At 53.7% G+C, this 17,500-nt stretch carries 14 protein-coding genes; 12 read left to right on the top strand and 2 right to left on the bottom strand.

What is annotated here, in order from left to right:
- Positions 1–27: 27 nt before the first annotated feature.
- The 4 genes from CCY01nite_RS03425 to CCY01nite_RS03410 all read left to right on the top strand — a co-directional run bounded on the left by CCY01nite_RS03425 (position 28) and on the right by CCY01nite_RS03410 (position 5,436).
- Entirely contained in the window at positions 28–429 is a 402-nt protein-coding gene (locus CCY01nite_RS03425) for a c-type cytochrome (RefSeq protein ID WP_146857891.1), read from the top strand.
- Between the two features lie 35 nt (positions 430–464).
- The gene (locus tag CCY01nite_RS03420; RefSeq protein WP_146857890.1) at positions 465–1,190 is read left to right on the top strand and encodes a 3-keto-disaccharide hydrolase; all 726 of its coding nucleotides are present in this window, start codon (positions 465–467) and stop codon (positions 1,188–1,190) included.
- A gap of 3 nt (positions 1,191–1,193) precedes the next feature.
- Entirely contained in the window at positions 1,194–1,919 is a 726-nt protein-coding gene (locus CCY01nite_RS03415; protein ID WP_146857889.1) for a ThuA domain-containing protein, read from the top strand.
- A gap of 103 nt (positions 1,920–2,022) precedes the next feature.
- Positions 2,023–5,436: a ThuA domain-containing protein gene (locus CCY01nite_RS03410; protein WP_146857888.1), complete on the top strand. Its 3,414-nt coding sequence runs from the start codon at positions 2,023–2,025 to the stop codon at positions 5,434–5,436.
- Positions 5,437–5,521: 85 nt separating this feature from the next.
- Here the strand turns inward: CCY01nite_RS03410 and CCY01nite_RS03405 are convergent, their stop codons facing one another.
- A complete protein-coding gene (locus tag CCY01nite_RS03405; protein ID WP_146857887.1) occupies positions 5,522–5,929 on the bottom strand; it encodes a transmembrane 220 family protein in 408 nt (135 codons plus the stop codon).
- Positions 5,930–6,518: 589 nt separating this feature from the next.
- On the opposite strand from CCY01nite_RS03405, the gene CCY01nite_RS03400 reads away from it, so the two are divergent.
- The 7 genes from CCY01nite_RS03400 to CCY01nite_RS03370 all read left to right on the top strand — a co-directional run bounded on the left by CCY01nite_RS03400 (position 6,519) and on the right by CCY01nite_RS03370 (position 14,778).
- Complete coding sequence (locus tag CCY01nite_RS03400) at positions 6,519–7,397, top strand: EboA domain-containing protein (RefSeq protein ID WP_146857886.1); 879 nt, start codon at positions 6,519–6,521, stop codon at positions 7,395–7,397.
- Between the two features lie 64 nt (positions 7,398–7,461).
- Positions 7,462–8,448, top strand: coding sequence for a TatD family hydrolase (locus tag CCY01nite_RS03395; RefSeq protein WP_146857885.1), 987 nt, complete (start codon positions 7,462–7,464; stop codon positions 8,446–8,448).
- 50 nt (positions 8,449–8,498) lie between these two features.
- Positions 8,499–9,401 carry a UbiA-like protein EboC gene (eboC, locus tag CCY01nite_RS03390; protein ID WP_246129841.1) on the top strand — a complete coding sequence of 301 codons (903 nt, stop codon included), beginning with the start codon at positions 8,499–8,501 and terminating at the stop codon, positions 9,399–9,401.
- Positions 9,402–9,493: 92 nt separating this feature from the next.
- Positions 9,494–10,642 carry a 3-dehydroquinate synthase gene (locus tag CCY01nite_RS03385; protein ID WP_146857884.1) on the top strand — a complete coding sequence of 383 codons (1,149 nt, stop codon included), beginning with the start codon at positions 9,494–9,496 and terminating at the stop codon, positions 10,640–10,642.
- 41 nt (positions 10,643–10,683) lie between these two features.
- Positions 10,684–11,895 (top strand): metabolite traffic protein EboE, encoded by a 1,212-nt coding sequence (gene eboE / locus CCY01nite_RS03380; protein ID WP_146857883.1) that lies wholly within the window; start codon positions 10,684–10,686, stop codon positions 11,893–11,895.
- Positions 11,896–11,938: 43 nt separating this feature from the next.
- Positions 11,939–13,303 carry an alkaline phosphatase family protein gene (locus CCY01nite_RS03375; RefSeq protein ID WP_146857882.1) on the top strand — a complete coding sequence of 455 codons (1,365 nt, stop codon included), beginning with the start codon at positions 11,939–11,941 and terminating at the stop codon, positions 13,301–13,303.
- Between the two features lie 140 nt (positions 13,304–13,443).
- Positions 13,444–14,778: a Gfo/Idh/MocA family oxidoreductase gene (locus tag CCY01nite_RS03370; RefSeq protein WP_146857881.1), complete on the top strand. Its 1,335-nt coding sequence runs from the start codon at positions 13,444–13,446 to the stop codon at positions 14,776–14,778.
- A 65-nt stretch (positions 14,779–14,843) separates the two neighbouring features.
- Here CCY01nite_RS03370 and CCY01nite_RS03365 read toward each other — a convergent pair whose 3' ends face one another.
- The gene (locus CCY01nite_RS03365) at positions 14,844–16,205 is read right to left on the bottom strand and encodes a 3-keto-disaccharide hydrolase (protein ID WP_146857880.1); all 1,362 of its coding nucleotides are present in this window, start codon (positions 16,203–16,205) and stop codon (positions 14,844–14,846) included.
- A 380-nt stretch (positions 16,206–16,585) separates the two neighbouring features.
- On the opposite strand from CCY01nite_RS03365, the gene atpG reads away from it, so the two are divergent.
- Positions 16,586–17,473: an ATP synthase F1 subunit gamma gene (gene atpG / locus CCY01nite_RS03360; RefSeq protein WP_146857879.1), complete on the top strand. Its 888-nt coding sequence runs from the start codon at positions 16,586–16,588 to the stop codon at positions 17,471–17,473.
- Positions 17,474–17,500: the final 27 nt, after the last annotated feature.

The raw sequence follows: 17,500 nt of genomic DNA, 5'->3' as shown, positions 1-17,500 counted from the left end.
CTCAATTATTATATTAAAAGCGTAAAAATGAAGAAGAAAATATGGGCGCCACTATTTATCAGCACGGCTGTCCTTTTTGCTGCATGTGGCGGCGGTGAAGAAAAAAAGGCGGAGGAAAAGAAAGCGGAGGAAACGCCTGCCGTAGTCGATAACTCCATGGTAACGTCCGTGGCCGGGAAAGGCAAGGAGCTGATCGCCGCGCAGGATTGTAAAACCTGCCACCAGGAAGATACCAAGCTGATCGGGCCGGCTTACAAGGAAGTTGCGGCAAAATATGAAGCAACAGACGCCAACATCGAGCTGCTGGCAGGGAAAGTGATCAAGGGCGGATCCGGCAACTGGGGCGAAATTCCCATGGCGCCGCACCCCACCATCTCCCAGGAAGACGCGAAGGAAATGGTGAAATACATCCTCTCCGTAGGAAAATAATTTCTTGTAAAGACAAACACAACATAAACAATATTATGAAACGTTTTATCTCATCCGCATTACTGCTCGGCGTACTGGCAGGATGCGCCTCCACGCAGGCCCAGAATGGCGGTCCTTCCCTGACCAGCAAGGAAAAGAAAGCCGGCTGGAAATTGCTGTTCGACGGCAAGACCACCGCAGGCTGGCGCGGCTTCAAAAAACAGGAAGCTCCCTCCGCCTGGAAAATCCAGGATGGCGCACTCTACCTCGATGTGGCCGCTAAAAAAGCAGGCGCTTCCGGTGGCGACCTCATGACAGTGGACCAATTCGAAAATTATGAGCTGGAGCTGGAATGGAAGATCGCTGAAGCCGGCAACAGCGGCATCATCTTCAGCGTGCAGGAAGGCGATCAATACGGCGCTACCTACTCCACAGGTCCTGAAATGCAGGTGATCGACGACGACAAACATCCGGACGGCAAGAACGTAAAACATAACGCCGGCGAACTGTACGACCTGATCGCCGCACCCGCCCGCTACGCAAAGCCCGTTGGCGAATGGAACAAAGCAAAGATCATCAAGAAAGATGGCCATCTCACCCTGTTCCTCAACGGTAAAAAGACCGCTGAAACAACCATGGGCACACCGGAATGGGACCAGCTGGTAGCTAACAGCAAATTCAAGACCTGGAAAGGTTTCGGCGCATTTGCAAAAGGCCACATCGCGCTGCAGGACCATGGCGACGGCGTATGGTACAGGAATATCAAGATCCGTGAACTCTAGCATATGAAACGTTTTCTCCTGTTAGGACTCTGCATCCTCGGCATTGCAACCGCTTTCTCCTTTAAAAAGGCGAAGCCGCGGCTGCTCGTATTCTCGAAAACGGCCGGCTTCCGCCACGACTGCATCCCCACCGCAAAACGGGCCATGATACAGCTCGGCGTTGAAAAAGGTTTTGATGTGGACACTACCGAAGATGCATCCGTCTTCACAGAAAAAAATCTGAAAAAGTACAATGCCATCGTATTCCTGAATACCACCGGCAATGTGCTGAACGATGAACAGCAGGTGGTCATGGAAAAGTACATCCGCAACGGCGGCGGCTACATTGGTATCCACGCCGCTACGGACACGGAATACGACTGGCCCTGGTACAACCAGCTGGTCGGCGCCTACTTCCTGAGCCATCCGCACCAGCAGACCGCAACGCTGCAGGTGATGGACAGAGAGCATCCCGCTACCCGTCATCTGGACAGCACCTGGATTCGCAAGGATGAATGGTACAACTTCAAGAGCATCGTTCCCGGCCTGCATGTATTGCTCAAAATCGATGAGCATTCCTATGAAGGCGGCAAGAACGGGGATAATCACCCCATGAGCTGGTGCCGTGATTTCGACGGAGGCCGCATGTTCTATACGGAACTGGGCCACACGATAGCATCTTACATGGAGCCTGAATTCCTGCAACACATATGGGGCGGCATTGAATACGTGCTGGCCAAAAAGAAGTGAATGGAATGATGATGAAAAAGAAATAGATCAACTTATAGAGACGCAGCCATCCTGCGTCTCTATCTGCTTTTAAAACATCCCGTTATTTAAACTAATTACCTTGATGAGACATCTTTTTATTATAACCATCCTCGCCGTAATGGGCATCGGCATCGCGGGTTGCGGCAAATCGCGCACCGGCAATCCGAAAGTGCTGGTGTTCACCAAGACCGCGGGCTTCCGGCACAGCTCCATTCCCGCCGGCATCAAAGCCATCCGGCAACTTGGGCAGGAGAACGGCTTTGATGTAGATACTACGGAGAATGCGGACCGCTTTACGGAAGATTCCCTGCAGCAATACGCCGCCGTGATCTTCCTCAACACCACCGGCGATGTGCTGAACAACCGCCAGGAAGCGGACTTTGAACGGTACATCCAGGCAGGCGGCGGCTTTGTGGGCATCCACGCCGCTACCGATACGGAGTATGACTGGGCATGGTACGGCAAACTGGTCGGCGCCTACTTTGAAAATCATCCGGAAGGCACCGCCAAAGCAAAGCTGGTGGTGAAAGACAAGAATCATCCCTCCACGCAACAGCTGCCGGATACCTGGGAGCACACGGACGAATGGTACAACTTCAGGAACGTCAACAAGGATACAAAAGTGCTGATGTCGGTGGATGAAAAATCTTACAAAGGCGGCACCATGGGCGACGACCACCGCATCAGCTGGTATCACGAATACGACGGCGGCCGCGCTTTCTACACCGAGCTGGGGCACACCGAAGAATCCTATACCGAAAAGAATTTTCTCCAGCACGTGCTCGGCGGCATCCAGTACGCCATCGGCAAGAACCTCGTGCTGGATTATGCCAGGGCCACCACGCAACGCCTGCCGGATGAAGACCGCTTTACCAAACAGGTATTGACCGGCGGCAATTTCTTTGAGCCCACGGAAATGACCATCCTGCCGAATCTGGACATCCTCGTGGCGCAACGCCGCGGCGAAATACTGTTCTTCAACAATACCACCAAGGCATTGTCGCAGGTAGGCTTCCTCAACGTATATCACAAAACGGACGTGCCGAAAGTGAATGCCGAAGAAGGCGTGCTCGGCATTGCCGCGGACCCCGCATATGCAAAGAATAACTTCGTATACATCTTTTACTCGCCCGCGGATACTTCCGTGAACCGCCTCAGTCGCTTTGTGTTTAAAGACAACCGGCTGGAGATGGAAAGCGAAAAAGTGGTGCTGCAATTTTATTCCCAGCGCCAGATATGCTGCCACACCGGCGGTTCCATTGCTTTTGGTCCGGACGGATTGCTGTACCTCTCCACCGGCGACAACACCACGCCGTTTGACGAGCCGGACCAGCCCTTCACCAGCAAGGGGTATGGCCCTGTGGACGACCGTCCCGGTCACCTGCAATACGATGGCCGCCGCACATCTTCCAACACAAACGACCTGCGCGGAAAGATCCTGCGCATCCGCATGAAAGAAGACGGCACCTATTCCATTCCGGACGGCAACCTCTTCAAACCCGGTACAGACAAAACGAAGCCGGAGATCTACGCCATGGGCACCCGCAATCCCTACCGCATTTCAGTAGACCAGAAAACAGGTATCCTGTACTGGGGCGAAGTAGGTCCGGATGCATCGAAAGACGATTCGCTCCGCGGCCCGCAGGGATATGATGAGATCAACCAGGCGAAGAAGCCCGGCTACTACGGCTATCCGCTCTTCATCGCGGACAACAAGCCTTACCGCGCTTTCAATTATGAAACCGGCGAATCAGGTCCCTATAACGATCCGAAAAATCCCGTTAATAATTCCCGCAACAACACCGGTTTAACGAAGCTGCCGCCGGCGCAGCCCGCGTTCATCTGGTACCCTTACGGCAAGTCCGAAGAGTTCCCCCTCGTGGGCAGCGGCGGCCGCAACGCGGAAGCAGGGCCGGTATATTACAGCGAGTTCTATCCGAAAGCAACCCGTTTCCCGGATTATTATAATGGCAAGCTGTTTATTTACGACTGGATAAGAGGCTGGATCATGGCCGTTACGCTGGATAAGGACGCCAATTTTGTAAAGATGGAAAGGTTCATGCCCGGCACGAAATTCAATGCGCCCATCGATATGGAAATGGGGCCGGACGGCCGTTTGTACGTGCTCGAATACGGCAACGGCTGGTTCAGCAAGAATGCGGACGCCGCATTGTCCCGCATCGATTATAACGGCGGCAACCGCGCGCCGAAGACCGGTCTGAAAGTGGACAAGCTCACCGGCGCATTGCCCTTTAAAGTGAAGCTCACCGCGGAAGGCGCGATGGACCCCGACGGAGATCGCATTACCTTCCTCTGGAATTTCGGTAACGGTAACAAGAAAGAAACAACGGAACCTTTTGTGGAGCAGACTTTCAGCGTAGCAGGCGAATACCCCGTATTCGTAGACGTATATGACAGCCACGGCGCCAGCGTGCGCAGTAAAATGATCAATGTATACGCCGGTAACGAAACGCCGGAAGTGAATATTGATATCATCGGCAACAAAATGTTCTACTTCCCCGGCAAACAGGTACGCTACAACGTATCTGTAACCGACAAGGAAGACGGCAGCACCGCCGCGGGAACGCTGGATGCCGGCAACCTGTACATCAAGGCGCTGTACATGGAAGGGAAAGACAAGGCGGGCCTGCCGCAGGGCCACCAGATCGTTTCCGGCGCCATCGCCGGCAAGAATATCATGGAAACATCGGATTGTAAGACCTGCCACAAACCGAATGAAAAATCCATCGGCCCGAGCTTCATGGAAGTAGCCACGAAATATAAAGACGATCCGAAAGCGCCGCAATACCTCGCGGAAAAGATCATCAAAGGCGGCGGCGGCGTATGGGGTGAAACAGCGATGTCCGCCCACCCGTCCATCACCGTGGGCGAAGCCAAACAGATCGTGGAGTACATCTTCTCCGTGGCCGGCGGTGCAAAACAGGAACCTTCCCTGCCGGTGAGCGGCAGTGTGGAACCCACTGTTGGCAATGAGCTGAAGGATAAAGGTATCTTTTATCTCACCGCCAGCTATACCGACAAAGGCGGCACCGGTATCCGCCCGATCACCGGCACCGCCAACGCCGAGCTGCGCAATCCGAAAATACAGGCGGAAAGTTACGCGAAGGCAGACGGCGCCGCTACCGTGGAGATCAGCGGGAAGAAATTGCTCATACCCACCGCCAGCTCCTGGGTTTCTTACAAGAACCTGGACCTTGCGGAAGTGAACGGCATAGAGCTGACCTACTTTGTGCAGGACGTGCCGCAATACGGATATACCGTGGAAGCGCGTATAGACGATGCCGTGAACGGGCAGAAGCTCGGAGAGGTAAGCATCGGCACCAGCGCGGAGAAAGAAAAGCCCGCAACCGCTGTGATCCGCTTCCCGGCATGGACGGGTAACCAGCAACATTCCCTGTTCCTGGTGTTCAAAGCCGCGGACCCCGCGGAGAAAGCGCCTGTGGGCATAGATTTCATCAGGCTGCTGGCGAAATAGACAGGTTCGTAGATGTTATAAGAAAGGGCTGATCAGGAATACTGATCAGCCCTTTTTGCAGATATATTTTATCCGGGTGCTCGCTTTACCCGATCTTCATCATCTTCTTCCGCATCTTCTTCGCTTTCTTCTGGCTGATGTGCACATAGTTCGCCAGCAGAACGATGATGATAATAAAGAGCCCGAAGAATTCGCGGGTATCTTCTATCCAGGGAGTGGACGCTTTCATGGCGCCGGCGATGTTCTCGGCCTGGTGGTCCCTCATCCAGCTTAACACCCCGTCCTTCTCGAAAAAGAGGTACACGGCATACCCCAGGCAGGCAACGATACCGAAAAGATACCATCCCTTATAATATTTGCCGGTGGCGGCCAGTGCGCAGAATATGGCGGCATACAGGTAAATGGGCATCCAGATGTAAGGGTCCGGATCATTCCATTGCAGCGCCGCAAAAAGCACGAACAAAACAGCAAAAACAACATTGAATATCTTCATGATACAAATTGTACGAAAAAAAAATCAAATCAATCAGCTAAATTGTTTAAACTTACGTAAAATCCATCATACAAGTACGACGCTTGTAGTGAGAAAACTTTTTTTAGAAAAAAATAGCACAATAGTTGCGGTTGTTAAATAAATGTTATAATTTTAAAACATCAAGAGCAACAAGATCGCATACGAATATTTGCATGAGATAAATACTACCTTGACCGATATTTAGAGAAGTTATTGTCTTTATAAATTCCACTTTTTTTGAATCGTTAATCTATTGAATAACTGTGCCAGCGTACGAATATCGGTCAACTTTTCTTCTGCAAAATCGTTTTTCCAAAGAGAATGTTAAAATTTTGACACTTTGGGGTGAGCGATGAACGACTTTTAATCCTTATATTGCATACTGAAAGGGGGCCTTTAACGCCAAGGCAACCTAAAAAGTTCAACCCCGGCACGATATTGGGACTAGTCCCTGAAGAATATCCTGGTTACTAATCAGGTTTTAGAATGGCGGAAGGAGAGGCACTTGTTGCCTCTCTTTTATTTTTAAGTCATTTATTGCCAGCCCGGAATTTCTTATTTTAGCCCCATGGGATACGTTTACGACGAGCGCAAGGTTTCAACGCTTTTATACCAGGTCATCCTTCGACATACGCCGGAAACAGCACAAAAGTGGCTGGACGGCCAGCTTACTGCCTGGCTGCAGCAGGGCGCCATGCAGCAGTTCAACCTGGCTTTCTCCGCCGCCCCGCGCTTCCTGGGCAGGGCCGAAGTGGAGCTGCTGCCGGAGGAAAAGGCCACCCTGCATCCCATGGTGTTGAACAATTATACGCTGGACCGCCTTTTTCGCGTCTGGTGGCTCCTTCAGCTTCCCGTACAAGACAAGCCCGCCTACTTACGGGCGATCGAAAACCTCTTCCTGGCCGCGGAAATGAACGAACAGGTGGCGCTTTACAGCGCGCTTCCCCTGCTGGCCTACCCCGAAGAATGGACCGCCCGTACCGCGGAAGGCATCAGATCAAACATTGGTGTGGTTTTGGAGGCCATTATGCTGGATAATCCGTACCCGGCGCGGTACCTGGACGAGCCCGCGTGGAACCAGCTGGTGCTCAAGGCGTTCTTTACCGAGAAACCCGTTCACCGGATCGTTGGGCTGGACGAACGCGCAAACCTCGTGCTGGCGCGCACCCTCATCGATCTGGCGCATGAAAGATGGGCCGCCGGAAGAGTGGTGCATCCGCTGTTATGGAGGCTGGTAGCGCCTTTCATTGGTGAAACCAATTTCGCCGACATCGAAAGAGTATGGCATTCAGAACAGCATGCCGAGCGCGAAGCCGCCGCACTGGCCTGTTTCAGCTCTTCGTATAACCCGGCCCGTGAGCTGCTCGGAAAACGCCCCGAAATGGCGGAAGACATCGCAACGGGAAAGCTCACCTGGGAAACGGTAGCCCGCCGCATAAATGGCTAATTCATGCTATTCTATGCATTGTATTTTATTATTAATTTAATGTCATTTGTAATTTGAACCATATATGTGTTGCAGTGCTCAGTTGACGGAAAAAGATCTACAACCCCTCAATCACAACCCGGCATACCTGGATGCCATCAAAGGCATGCGTTTTTTTGACCCGCATGTGCACATGACTTCCCGTACTACAGACGATTACCAGGCCATGGCGGACGCCGGCGTGGTAGCGCTGATAGAACCCGCTTTCTGGCTTGGACAACCGCGCACCGGCGTGGATACGTTCCGCGATTATTACAGCAGTCTTGTTGGCTGGGAACGCTTCCGCTCCTCGCAGTTCGGGATCAAACACTACTGTACCATCGGCCTGAACTCCAAAGAAGCCAATAACGAAAAGCTCAGCGAACAGGTGATGGAAATACTGCCGCTGTTCATTTACAAGGAAGGTGTGGTAGGCATCGGAGAAATCGGCTTTGATGATCAGACCGCCCTGGAAGAAAAATATTACCGCGCACAGCTGCAGCTGGCCAAAGACGCCGGCCTGCCGGTGCAGATACATACCCCGCACCGCGACAAAAAGCAGGGCACGCAGCGCAGCATGGACATCGCGCTGGAAATGGGCCTCGATCCCTACATGGTGATCGTGGACCATAACAACGAAGAGACCGTAAAGGAGGTGCTGGACAGAGGGTTCTGGGCCGCTTTCACCATCTATCCCTTCACCAAGATGGGCAATGAAAGAATGGTGGAAGTGATAAAGCAATACGGCACCGAACGTATCATGATCAATTCTGCGGCAGACTGGGGGATCAGTGATCCGCTGGCCGTGCCCAAAACAGCCGCGCTGATGCTGGAAAGAGGCATCGACAAAGCCGCGGTTGAGCTGGTTACCTACCGGAATGCTATCACGGCGTTTGCACAAAGCGGACAAATTAACGAAGCGGACTTTGATGCTGTTCAATCTGTCGATCAAAGTCTGAAATACAATGGCAGCACTGTTTTACGTGGCGGGCAACAACCCCGGCCAAATAAACAATCAACCATTATCAGGTAACCGATACACTTTCCCCATTGTTTAACCATACTGAATCCTAACTGAAGAACGTGAGCTATATCTTTACCAAACTATTTGGCTATCTGCGTTTGATGCGGCCGGCAAATATCCTGACGGCCATCACCGATATCATGGCGGGCGTTGCCATATCCGGCTTTTTGCTCGCCGGTTACGGAGATACGCAGTCCGTGCTGCAATTCCTTTGTCTCATTTTCGCTACCATTGGCCTGTACGGCGGGGGAGTGGTGTTCAACGATGTTTTTGATGCGAAGCTGGACCGTACCGAGCGGCCCGAGCGGCCCATTCCCAGCGGCATCATCTCCCGTACCGAAGCGATCGTGCTTGGCGTATATCTGTTGGTGTTAGGTGTGATCGGCGCGTTCAGTGTGGGCGAAGTGCCGGGCATCATTGCACTTGGCATTGCCGTGGCCGCGCTGGTATACAATAAATGGGGGAAACATCATGCCGTGCTCGGCCCGCTGAACATGGGGCTCTGCCGGGGTTTGAACCTCCTGCTCGGCATGAGCGTTGTGCCGGGATCAATACCTTACACCGGCTGGTTTGCGCTGGTGCCGGTGCTGTACATTGCCGCTATCACCATGATCAGCCGCGATGAAGTGCATGGCGGAAAAAAGCGCCCCCTGCAACTGGCCGCCGCCGGCTACGCGATCGTATGCATCGTTATTCTTGTACAGGCCTGGGTTAATGGAAAGCTCCTGGAAGTAGCGCCATTCCTCGCCATTTTCCTATACCTCATCATGCGGCCCCTGCTGGCTGCCATGAAAGACCCCAGCGGACCAAAGATCGGCCGCGCCGTGAAAGGCGGTATCATCGGCCTCATCGCCATGAACGCCGCCTGGGCTGCCGCCTTCGCCTCTTTCCCCTACGCGCTCGCGGTGCTGGCGCTCCTGCCGTTGTCCATCCTCCTTTCCCGGGCCTTCGCCGTAACATGACCGAAGATTAACAACAAATCTCCCCTGATTTGAAGCCGTTTTTGTACTTTTAGCCGATTAAACAGTTCGTAAGAATCGGTAGGAGTATAGATATGTCGTACATACAGCAATCATTCAGTGTTCAGTTTGAATACAAGGTCTATTTTACAGAAAAGATCTTCGATCCGGCCAATCCATGCTTTGCATCTTTTTTGGAATCCCGCGCAGAGAAAGGCATCCGCAAAAAGTTATTATTTATCGTAGATGAAGGTGTCACGGAAGCGCACGCTACCCTGCAGGAGCAGATCGCGGCGTATTGCGCGGACCTTGAGAATTTCGAGCTGGTGCAGGACGTGATCGTTGTGCCGGGCGGAGAAGCGGCAAAGAATGATCTGCAGCTCTTTTACTGGCTGGTGAATGCGATCGACCAGCATGCGATCGACCGTCACTCTTACGTAGTCGCCATTGGCGGCGGCTCCGTGCTGGACCTGGCGGGATATGTAGCGGCAGTCAGCCACCGCGGCGTGAAACACATCCGCATCCCCACCACCGTATTGTCGCAGAACGATTCCGGCGTTGGGGTGAAGAACGGCATCAACTATCACGGCAAAAAGAATTTCCTCGGCACCTTCGCGCCGCCGGCAGCGGTGTTCAACGACGCGCACTTCCTGACAACGCTGGATGAGCGCGACTGGCGGTCCGGCATGATAGAAGCCGTTAAAGTGGCTTTGATAAAGGATGCCGGTTTTTTCGACTGGATGGAAGCGCATGCGCAACAGCTGACACAGGCGGAACCACAGAGCCTCCAATACCTGATACGCCGCTGCGCGGAATTGCACATGGCCCATATCGGCGGGAAAGACCCCTTCGAAAGCGGCTCTTCCCGTCCGCTTGATTTCGGCCACTGGAGCGCGCACAAGCTGGAACAGCTGACGGACTTTGAACTGCGGCACGGCGAAGCCGTATCCATCGGCATTGCGCTGGACAGCGTGTATTCCTGGATAAAAGGTATGCTGGACGAAGCATCCGTGATGCGCATCATCAATCTCCTGAAACAGCTGCGGTTGCCGCTGTACCATCCCCTGCTCGAAATAGAGGATGAAAACTCAGCGATCATGGCGGGGCTGGAAGAATTCCGCGAACACCTCGGCGGAAGGCTCACCATCTCCCTGCTGCGCGCCATCGGCAAAGGAGAGGAAGTGCATGAAATGGACGCCGCAGCCCTCGCACAGGCTGTGAATATGCTCCGCGACAAGTGGTAGCGTAAAAAAACAGATTCGGACATTAGACAATTCATTATACCATGCATACGCCATACGGCCACCTGACATACTGTACCAACATCCATGCAGGTGAAAACTGGGAGGAGCATTTCGCGCAGCTCCGGCAATTCATTCCCGCTGTTAAAGCGGAAGTATCGCCCGCCGCGCCCTTTGGCATCGGCCTCCGCCTGAGCAACCTGGCAAGCCTGGAACTCTCCAAAGAACCGGCGCTGGAAGCATTCCGGCAGTGGCTGAAAGAACAGGATTGTTACGTATTCACGATGAACGGATTTCCTTACGGCGGCTTTCACCGGGAGAAAGTAAAAGACGATGTGCACACGCCGGACTGGACCACCGCGGAGCGCGTAGCCTATACCATCCGCCTGTTCCGCATCCTCGCCGCGCTCCTGCCGGAAGGCATGGAAGGCGGCATTTCCACTTCTCCTTTATCTTACAAGATCTGGCACCGCTGCGGGGAAGAACATAAGGCCGTCATGGAAAGCGCAACGCTCAACATGCTGCTCGTGGTGGAACAGCTGGTAAGCATCCACCGCAAAGGTGGGCCGCTGCTGCACCTGGACGTAGAGCCGGAGCCGGACGGCATGCTGGAAAATTCGAAAGAGTATATCGACTGGTATTTTCAGCACCTGCTGCCCGCCGGCGTGATCTTCCTGGAAGATAAATTCGGCATGAAAGAAGAAGAGGCCATCCTCGCTATCAAGCAGCATGTGCAGTTGTGCTACGATGTCTGCCACTTCGCGGTATCTTACGAAGATCCGCTGGTAGTGCTGGAACGCCTGCATTTCTTCGGATTGAAGACCGGTAAAGTGCAGATCAGCGCGGCGCTGAAAGCCGAGTTCCGCGACGCGGCATCCCGGCAGCAGGCCACCGGCGCATTTGCCGAATTTGATGAATCCGTTTACCTGCACCAGGTGATCGCCCGCACCGGCGACGATAAAAAAATACATTATCCCGATCTGCCGCAAGCCCTGTCTGACAAGGACAATGAAGCCGTACAGGAATGGCGCGCGCATTTTCATGTGCCGGTGTTCGTGCAGCAATTCGGCGCACTGACCTCCACGCGCGATGATATCACCCGTGTGCTGCAACGGCAGGCTGCCAAGCCGTTCACGCAGCACCTGGAAGTGGAAACCTATACCTGGGAAGTGCTGCCGGCAGGACTGAAACAGGAGATGGGCGCATCCATCGCAAGAGAAATGAAATGGGTGTTGCAACAGTTGGAATTATCCTGACATCATCCTAGCTTTGGGCCGGTATTGTAACGCAGACATATCTATGAGAAAAACGGTCGTAATTGACGTAGTAGGACTTTCTTCATCACTGATCGGTGAGCACACGCCATTCCTGGCGGCATATGCAAAGCAACATCATAAAGGCGCCATCGCCCCCATGTTGCCGGCGGTGACCACAGCGGTGCAATCCACCTATGTTACCGGCCAGTGGCCCAGTGAGCATGGCATCGTAGGCAATGGCTGGTATGACCGCGAAGATTGCGAGATCAAATTCTGGAAACAATCCAACAAGCTGGTACAAGCGGAAAAGATATGGGAGCGCGCGAAGAAGCTCGATCCCGCATTCACCTGCGCCAAAATGTTCTGGTGGTACAACATGTATTCCAGCGCCGATTTTTCTGTAACGCCGCGCCCGCAATACCTTTCAGACGGCCGCAAGATGCCGGACTGCTACGCACATCCCGCGCAGCTGCGGGACCGCCTGCAGCAGGAGCTGGGCCAGTTCCCGCTCTTCCAGTTCTGGGGCCCCGGCGCCAACATCCGCTCCACACAATGGATCGCCGATGCGTCCATTCTCACGGACAAATGGCATGATCCTTCCCTGACGCTGATCTATTTACCGCATCTCGATTACTGCCTGCAGAAATACGGGCATGATTATACGAAAATAGCGCCCGAGCTGCGCGCGGTCGACAAGGTGGTGCAGCAGCTGGTGGAGCACTACCAGCAAAAGAACAGCGAGATCATCATTTTATCGGAATACGGCATCACCAACGTCAGCCGTCCCGTTCACCTCAACCGCATTTTCCGCGAAGCGGGACTGATAGCGGTGCGCGAGGAACGCGGGCTGGAATTGCTGGACGCGGGCGCGTCCAAAGCCTTTGTGGTGGCGGACCACCAGGTGGCGCATGTGTATGTGAATGATGATCATAGTTATAAAAAAGTACGCGAGCTGGTGGAAAAAGTGCCCGGTGTGCAGCTGGTGCTGGACCGTGACGGGAAGCGCGCGCACAACATTCATCATGAACGCAGCGGGGATATTGTGCTGGTAGCCGATGCCGATAGCTGGTTCACGTATTATTACTGGCTGGATGATGCGAAGGCGCCGGACTTTGCGCGCATCGTGGATATTCACCGCAAGCCGGGATATGATCCGGTAGAAATGTTCCTCAACCCCGCGGACCCCTTCGTCAAACTGAAAGTCATCGGAAAAGTGCTGAAGAAAAAACTCGGCTTCCGTTACCTGATGGACGTTATTCCCCTTGACGCTACGCTCATCCGCGGCTCCCACGGCCGCCTTGCCGGAGATGTAAAAGACCATCCCGTGCTGATCAGCACGCAGCCCGTCAGCGAACGTTTACTCGCCACGGAGGTGTACGATCTGATCTGGAAGGCGATGGAAATATAGACCGCCCATCCATTTTTTTCAAGAAAGTTTATCCTCCTTCCCTAATTTTATTGCAAACGATTGTCATCAATACGGGCAAGGGTTTGCTAAACCCTGTCTTCCACGTTAGCGGCATCGGCTCACACTAAAACAAACACATTATGAAACGGAGACACTTTCTCAAAACCGGCGCGATGGCCGGTGTAGGGGCGGGCTTGACTTATCTGAACTTCCCTGTTTTCGGAAAGAACGCCCCCTCCAACAAAATCGTGGTCGGCGTCATGGGCGTGAATTCCCGCGGCAACTGGCTCGCAAAGATAACCTCGAAGCTGCCCGGCGCGGAGATCGGGTTCATCTGCGATGTAGACGACAACGCGGTGCGCAAGGGCCTGGACGCCGTGAAAGACCAGTCCCGCCAGCCGGAGGTCATCAAAGACATCCGGCAACTGGTGCTGCGGAAGGATTTGGACGTTATCATGATCGCGGCCCCCGACCACTGGCATGCTCCCGCCGCCATCATGGCCTGCCAGGCCGGCAAACACGTGTATGTGGAAAAGCCGCTCGGCTACAATCCCGATGAGGGCGAACTGCTGGTAGCGGCCTCCCGCAAGCATAACCGGCTGGTGCAGATGGGCAATCAGCGCCGCTCCTGGCCCAACCTGCAGCAGGCCGCAAAGGAAGTGCGGGAAGACGGCATTATCGGCCGCGTGTACTACGCCAGGGGCTGGTATGTGAACAACCGCAAGCCCATCGGCACCGGGCAAAAGGTGCCCGTTCCGTCTACGCTGAACTGGGACCTGTGGCAGGGGCCCGCGCCACGGAAAGACTACCTGGACAATATCGTGCATTACAACTGGCACTGGCGCTGGCATTGGGGCACGGCGGAAACCTGCAACAACGCCACGCATGAGATGGACTGCATGCGCTGGTTCATGGGCGTGGATTTTCCCATAAAGGTCACCTCCGCCGGCGGCCGCTTCGCTTATTCCGGCGACGATTGGGAAACGCCGGATACACAGACCGTCACCTGCGAATTTGAAGGCAACCGCGCCATCGTATGGGAAGGCCGCAGCTGCCACCCGTACCAGCTGGAAGGCAGCGGGCGCGGCTTCACCATATTCGGGGAAAAAGGCGCCTTGTACAATGACGGGGGAGACAGCTACCGGATCGTTGACAACGACGGCAAGCTGGTAAAAGAAGTGAAGCAGGGCAACAAGGTAAACCGCGACGCTACCAATGTGGTAAGCCCCGGCGGGGAGTTCCTCGACGCCATTCACGTCCACAACCTGCTGGAATCCATCCGTGGCAAAGCAAAGCTGAACTCGGAGGCCGCGGAAGGTCACAAGAGCGTGCTGTTATGCCACCTGGGCAATATCGCTCACCGCAGCGGCAGCATTCTGCATACAGACCCGCAAAACGGGCATATCATCGGGAATGAGGAAGCGGAACAGCTTTGGAAACGGACGTACGAGAAAGGCTGGGAGCCAAGGATATAAAAAAAGGACATCCCGAAGAATCGGGATGTCGGTTGAAAAACAGTGAACAATGAAATAGTCGCTGACTACCTCAAAATCTTTATTTTAACGCTGCGGAAGCTCACGGCATTGCCGTGGTCCTGCAGGAGAATATGTCCTTTTTCTGCTTCCCCAAAGTTGGGAAATTTCTGGTACTTACTGCGCGCCACCAGTGCTTTATAAATATTATCCCCCCTCACATAGCTCACCACTTTATGACCGTTCAGCCAGTGCTCCACACGGTTGTCCGGGTACACTACCACCCTGCCATGGTTCCATTCACCGATCTTTTTATGGGAATTGGTGAATTTGTAGGAAGGGATAAGATCATACAAAGATGCGAGTTTTCTGTTACCCGCGGCGCCTAATTTTGCATCTGGATGCTTTGCGTCGTCTAATATCTGAAATTCAAGGCCAATTGCAGAGCCCGGACCGCTTTCTTTTTCGGTCACGAAGTACTTGACGCCGCTGTTGGCGCCTTCGGTCAGTTTAAAGTCAAATTCCAGGTCAAAAGCGCTGAATTCCTCTTCGGTAACAATGTCGCCGCCGTTGGTGGATTCGCCGCCGTCAGAAGGCAGTACGCTCAGGGTGCCGTCTTTGATCTCCCAGCCTTTCTCGGGGAAAGTGGCCTTGTGGGCGCTGCGCCATCCTTTGGTGCTGACGCCGTCCCACAGGAGACGTACGCCGTTGCGTTTTTCCTGTTCTGAAACGGTGTTCGGCACGTTATTCACCACATAGATCGTATCATACGGGGAATACTGGGAAGCCGGCGGATTTTCCATGATGCGGATGTTCTTCCAGCGGATGTGCTTGCCGGCATCTTCCTGTTTGTTGCCGATGCCGTGTACCTGCAGCGCGATGAAGCCGGAGGGCAGTTCCGCGTCTACCAGGTGGGAAGCCGCAATGCCGTTGATATAGGTACGGATCTCGGAGCCCCTGCACTCAATGCGGTATTTGTTCCAGGCATTGGGCTTGTAGGCGTTTTGTGCCGCGGGGTTCAGGTCCAGCGGGTACAGCCAGCCCCGGCGGCCCTCTTCATAGATGCCACCGCTCCAGCGGCGGGCAGACGGGTCTACTTCCATCTGGTAGCCGAATACGCGGCCATTCTGGTAATCCGCCTTGCTCTGGCTGCGGAACTGGATGCCGGAGTTGAAGTCGTTATCCAGCTTATACTCCACCTCAAAAATGAAATCCCCGTAATTCTTTTCCGTCGCCAGGAAGGAATTCGGCTCCTTGAGCACCGTTGTACCAACGATCTCGCCGTTCTTTACTTCATAAATAGCTTTGCCATTAAGCTGTTTCCAGCCTTTCAGATCTTTACCGTTAAACAGGTTCTGCCATTTGCCATTCTGCGCCTGTGCGGCGACCATCCATAGCAACCCGCAACCGAGAAGGATGTACTTTTTCATGGAACAGTGAATTTGTATCAGAAAGCCGCTTCTGCAATCCGGGCTATTGCACCGCTGCTTTTATTGTTTTAAAGTTGACTGATCTGCGCACGCCGCCCGTTGTTGCGCCGCCATGCTACCGGACTTCAGTAGACTTGAGCGCTCCAAGATAAAGAATTATCCCGGATAATTGCAAACGATTGCAATTAAACTTGGCTTAAAAAAACGGCGGAACATGATTCCTTTTTCGAATATAGCAGAAATAAATAACTTCCCGGGAAACCTGACCAGAATCAGGAAGAAATATCGGGAGGCGGATTTCCGATTTATCCGCCCAATGCTTACCTTTGCAGCCGAAAATGAAAGGGCCGTCGTTCTTTCATATAAATCTTTAAAAGAATATGTCTGGACAGCTTAAAGAAGTTCGTAACCGTATAAAATCCATCCAGTCTACACAGCAGATCACCAAAGCCATGAAAATGGTGAGTGCTGCGAAGCTGCGCCGCGCCCAGGATGCCATCCTCCAAATGCGCCCCTACGCCGTAAAATTGCAGGAGATGTTGCAGAACATCGTCAGCAATACGGAAGGCGACATTGACATGGCGCTGGCGGCCAACCGCGCGGTGGAAAAGGTGCTGATCGTGGCCATCACGTCAGACCGCGGCCTTTGCGGTGCGTACAACGCCAATATTATCAAGCTGGCCAAGCAGACCGTCCGCGAGAAATACGCTGCCCAGTTTGCAAAAGGACATGTGGAAGTGATGCCCATCGGTAAAAAAGCCTATGAGCATTTTTCCAAGAACGGCTATAAGGTGAACGACCGCTTCTGGGACCTGTTCGGCGACCTCACCTTTGAGCATGTAAAAGAAGCCGCCGCCGTAGCGATGGAAGGTTTTGTGAAAGGGGAATACGATGCCGTGGAGATCATTTATAGCGAATTCAAGAATGCCGCCACCCAGCGCTTTAAAGTGGAGCAGTTCCTGCCCATTGCCAAAGTGGAAAACACCGACGGAGCAAAAGCCACCAAAGCCGACTACATCTTTGAACCGGAAAAAGCTACCCTGATCGCCGAGCTGATGCCGAAGATCCTCAACACCCAGTTCTTCAAGGCAGTGCTGGACGCACATGCTTCCGAGCACGGCGCCCGGATGACGGCGATGGACAAAGCGACCGACAACGCCGGCGAACTGCTGCGCAACCTGAAGATCGAATACAACCGCGCCCGCCAGGCAGCCATCACCACCGAGCTGACCGAGATCGTGAGCGGGGCCGCAGCGCTGATGGGTTGATCTTATGCACAAATAATCAACAGCACA

Source organism: Chitinophaga cymbidii, from assembly GCF_007992715.1.
GTDB classification, from domain to species: domain Bacteria; phylum Bacteroidota; class Bacteroidia; order Chitinophagales; family Chitinophagaceae; genus Chitinophaga; species Chitinophaga cymbidii.
This window is presented reverse-complemented; position numbering and strand designations above follow the sequence as displayed.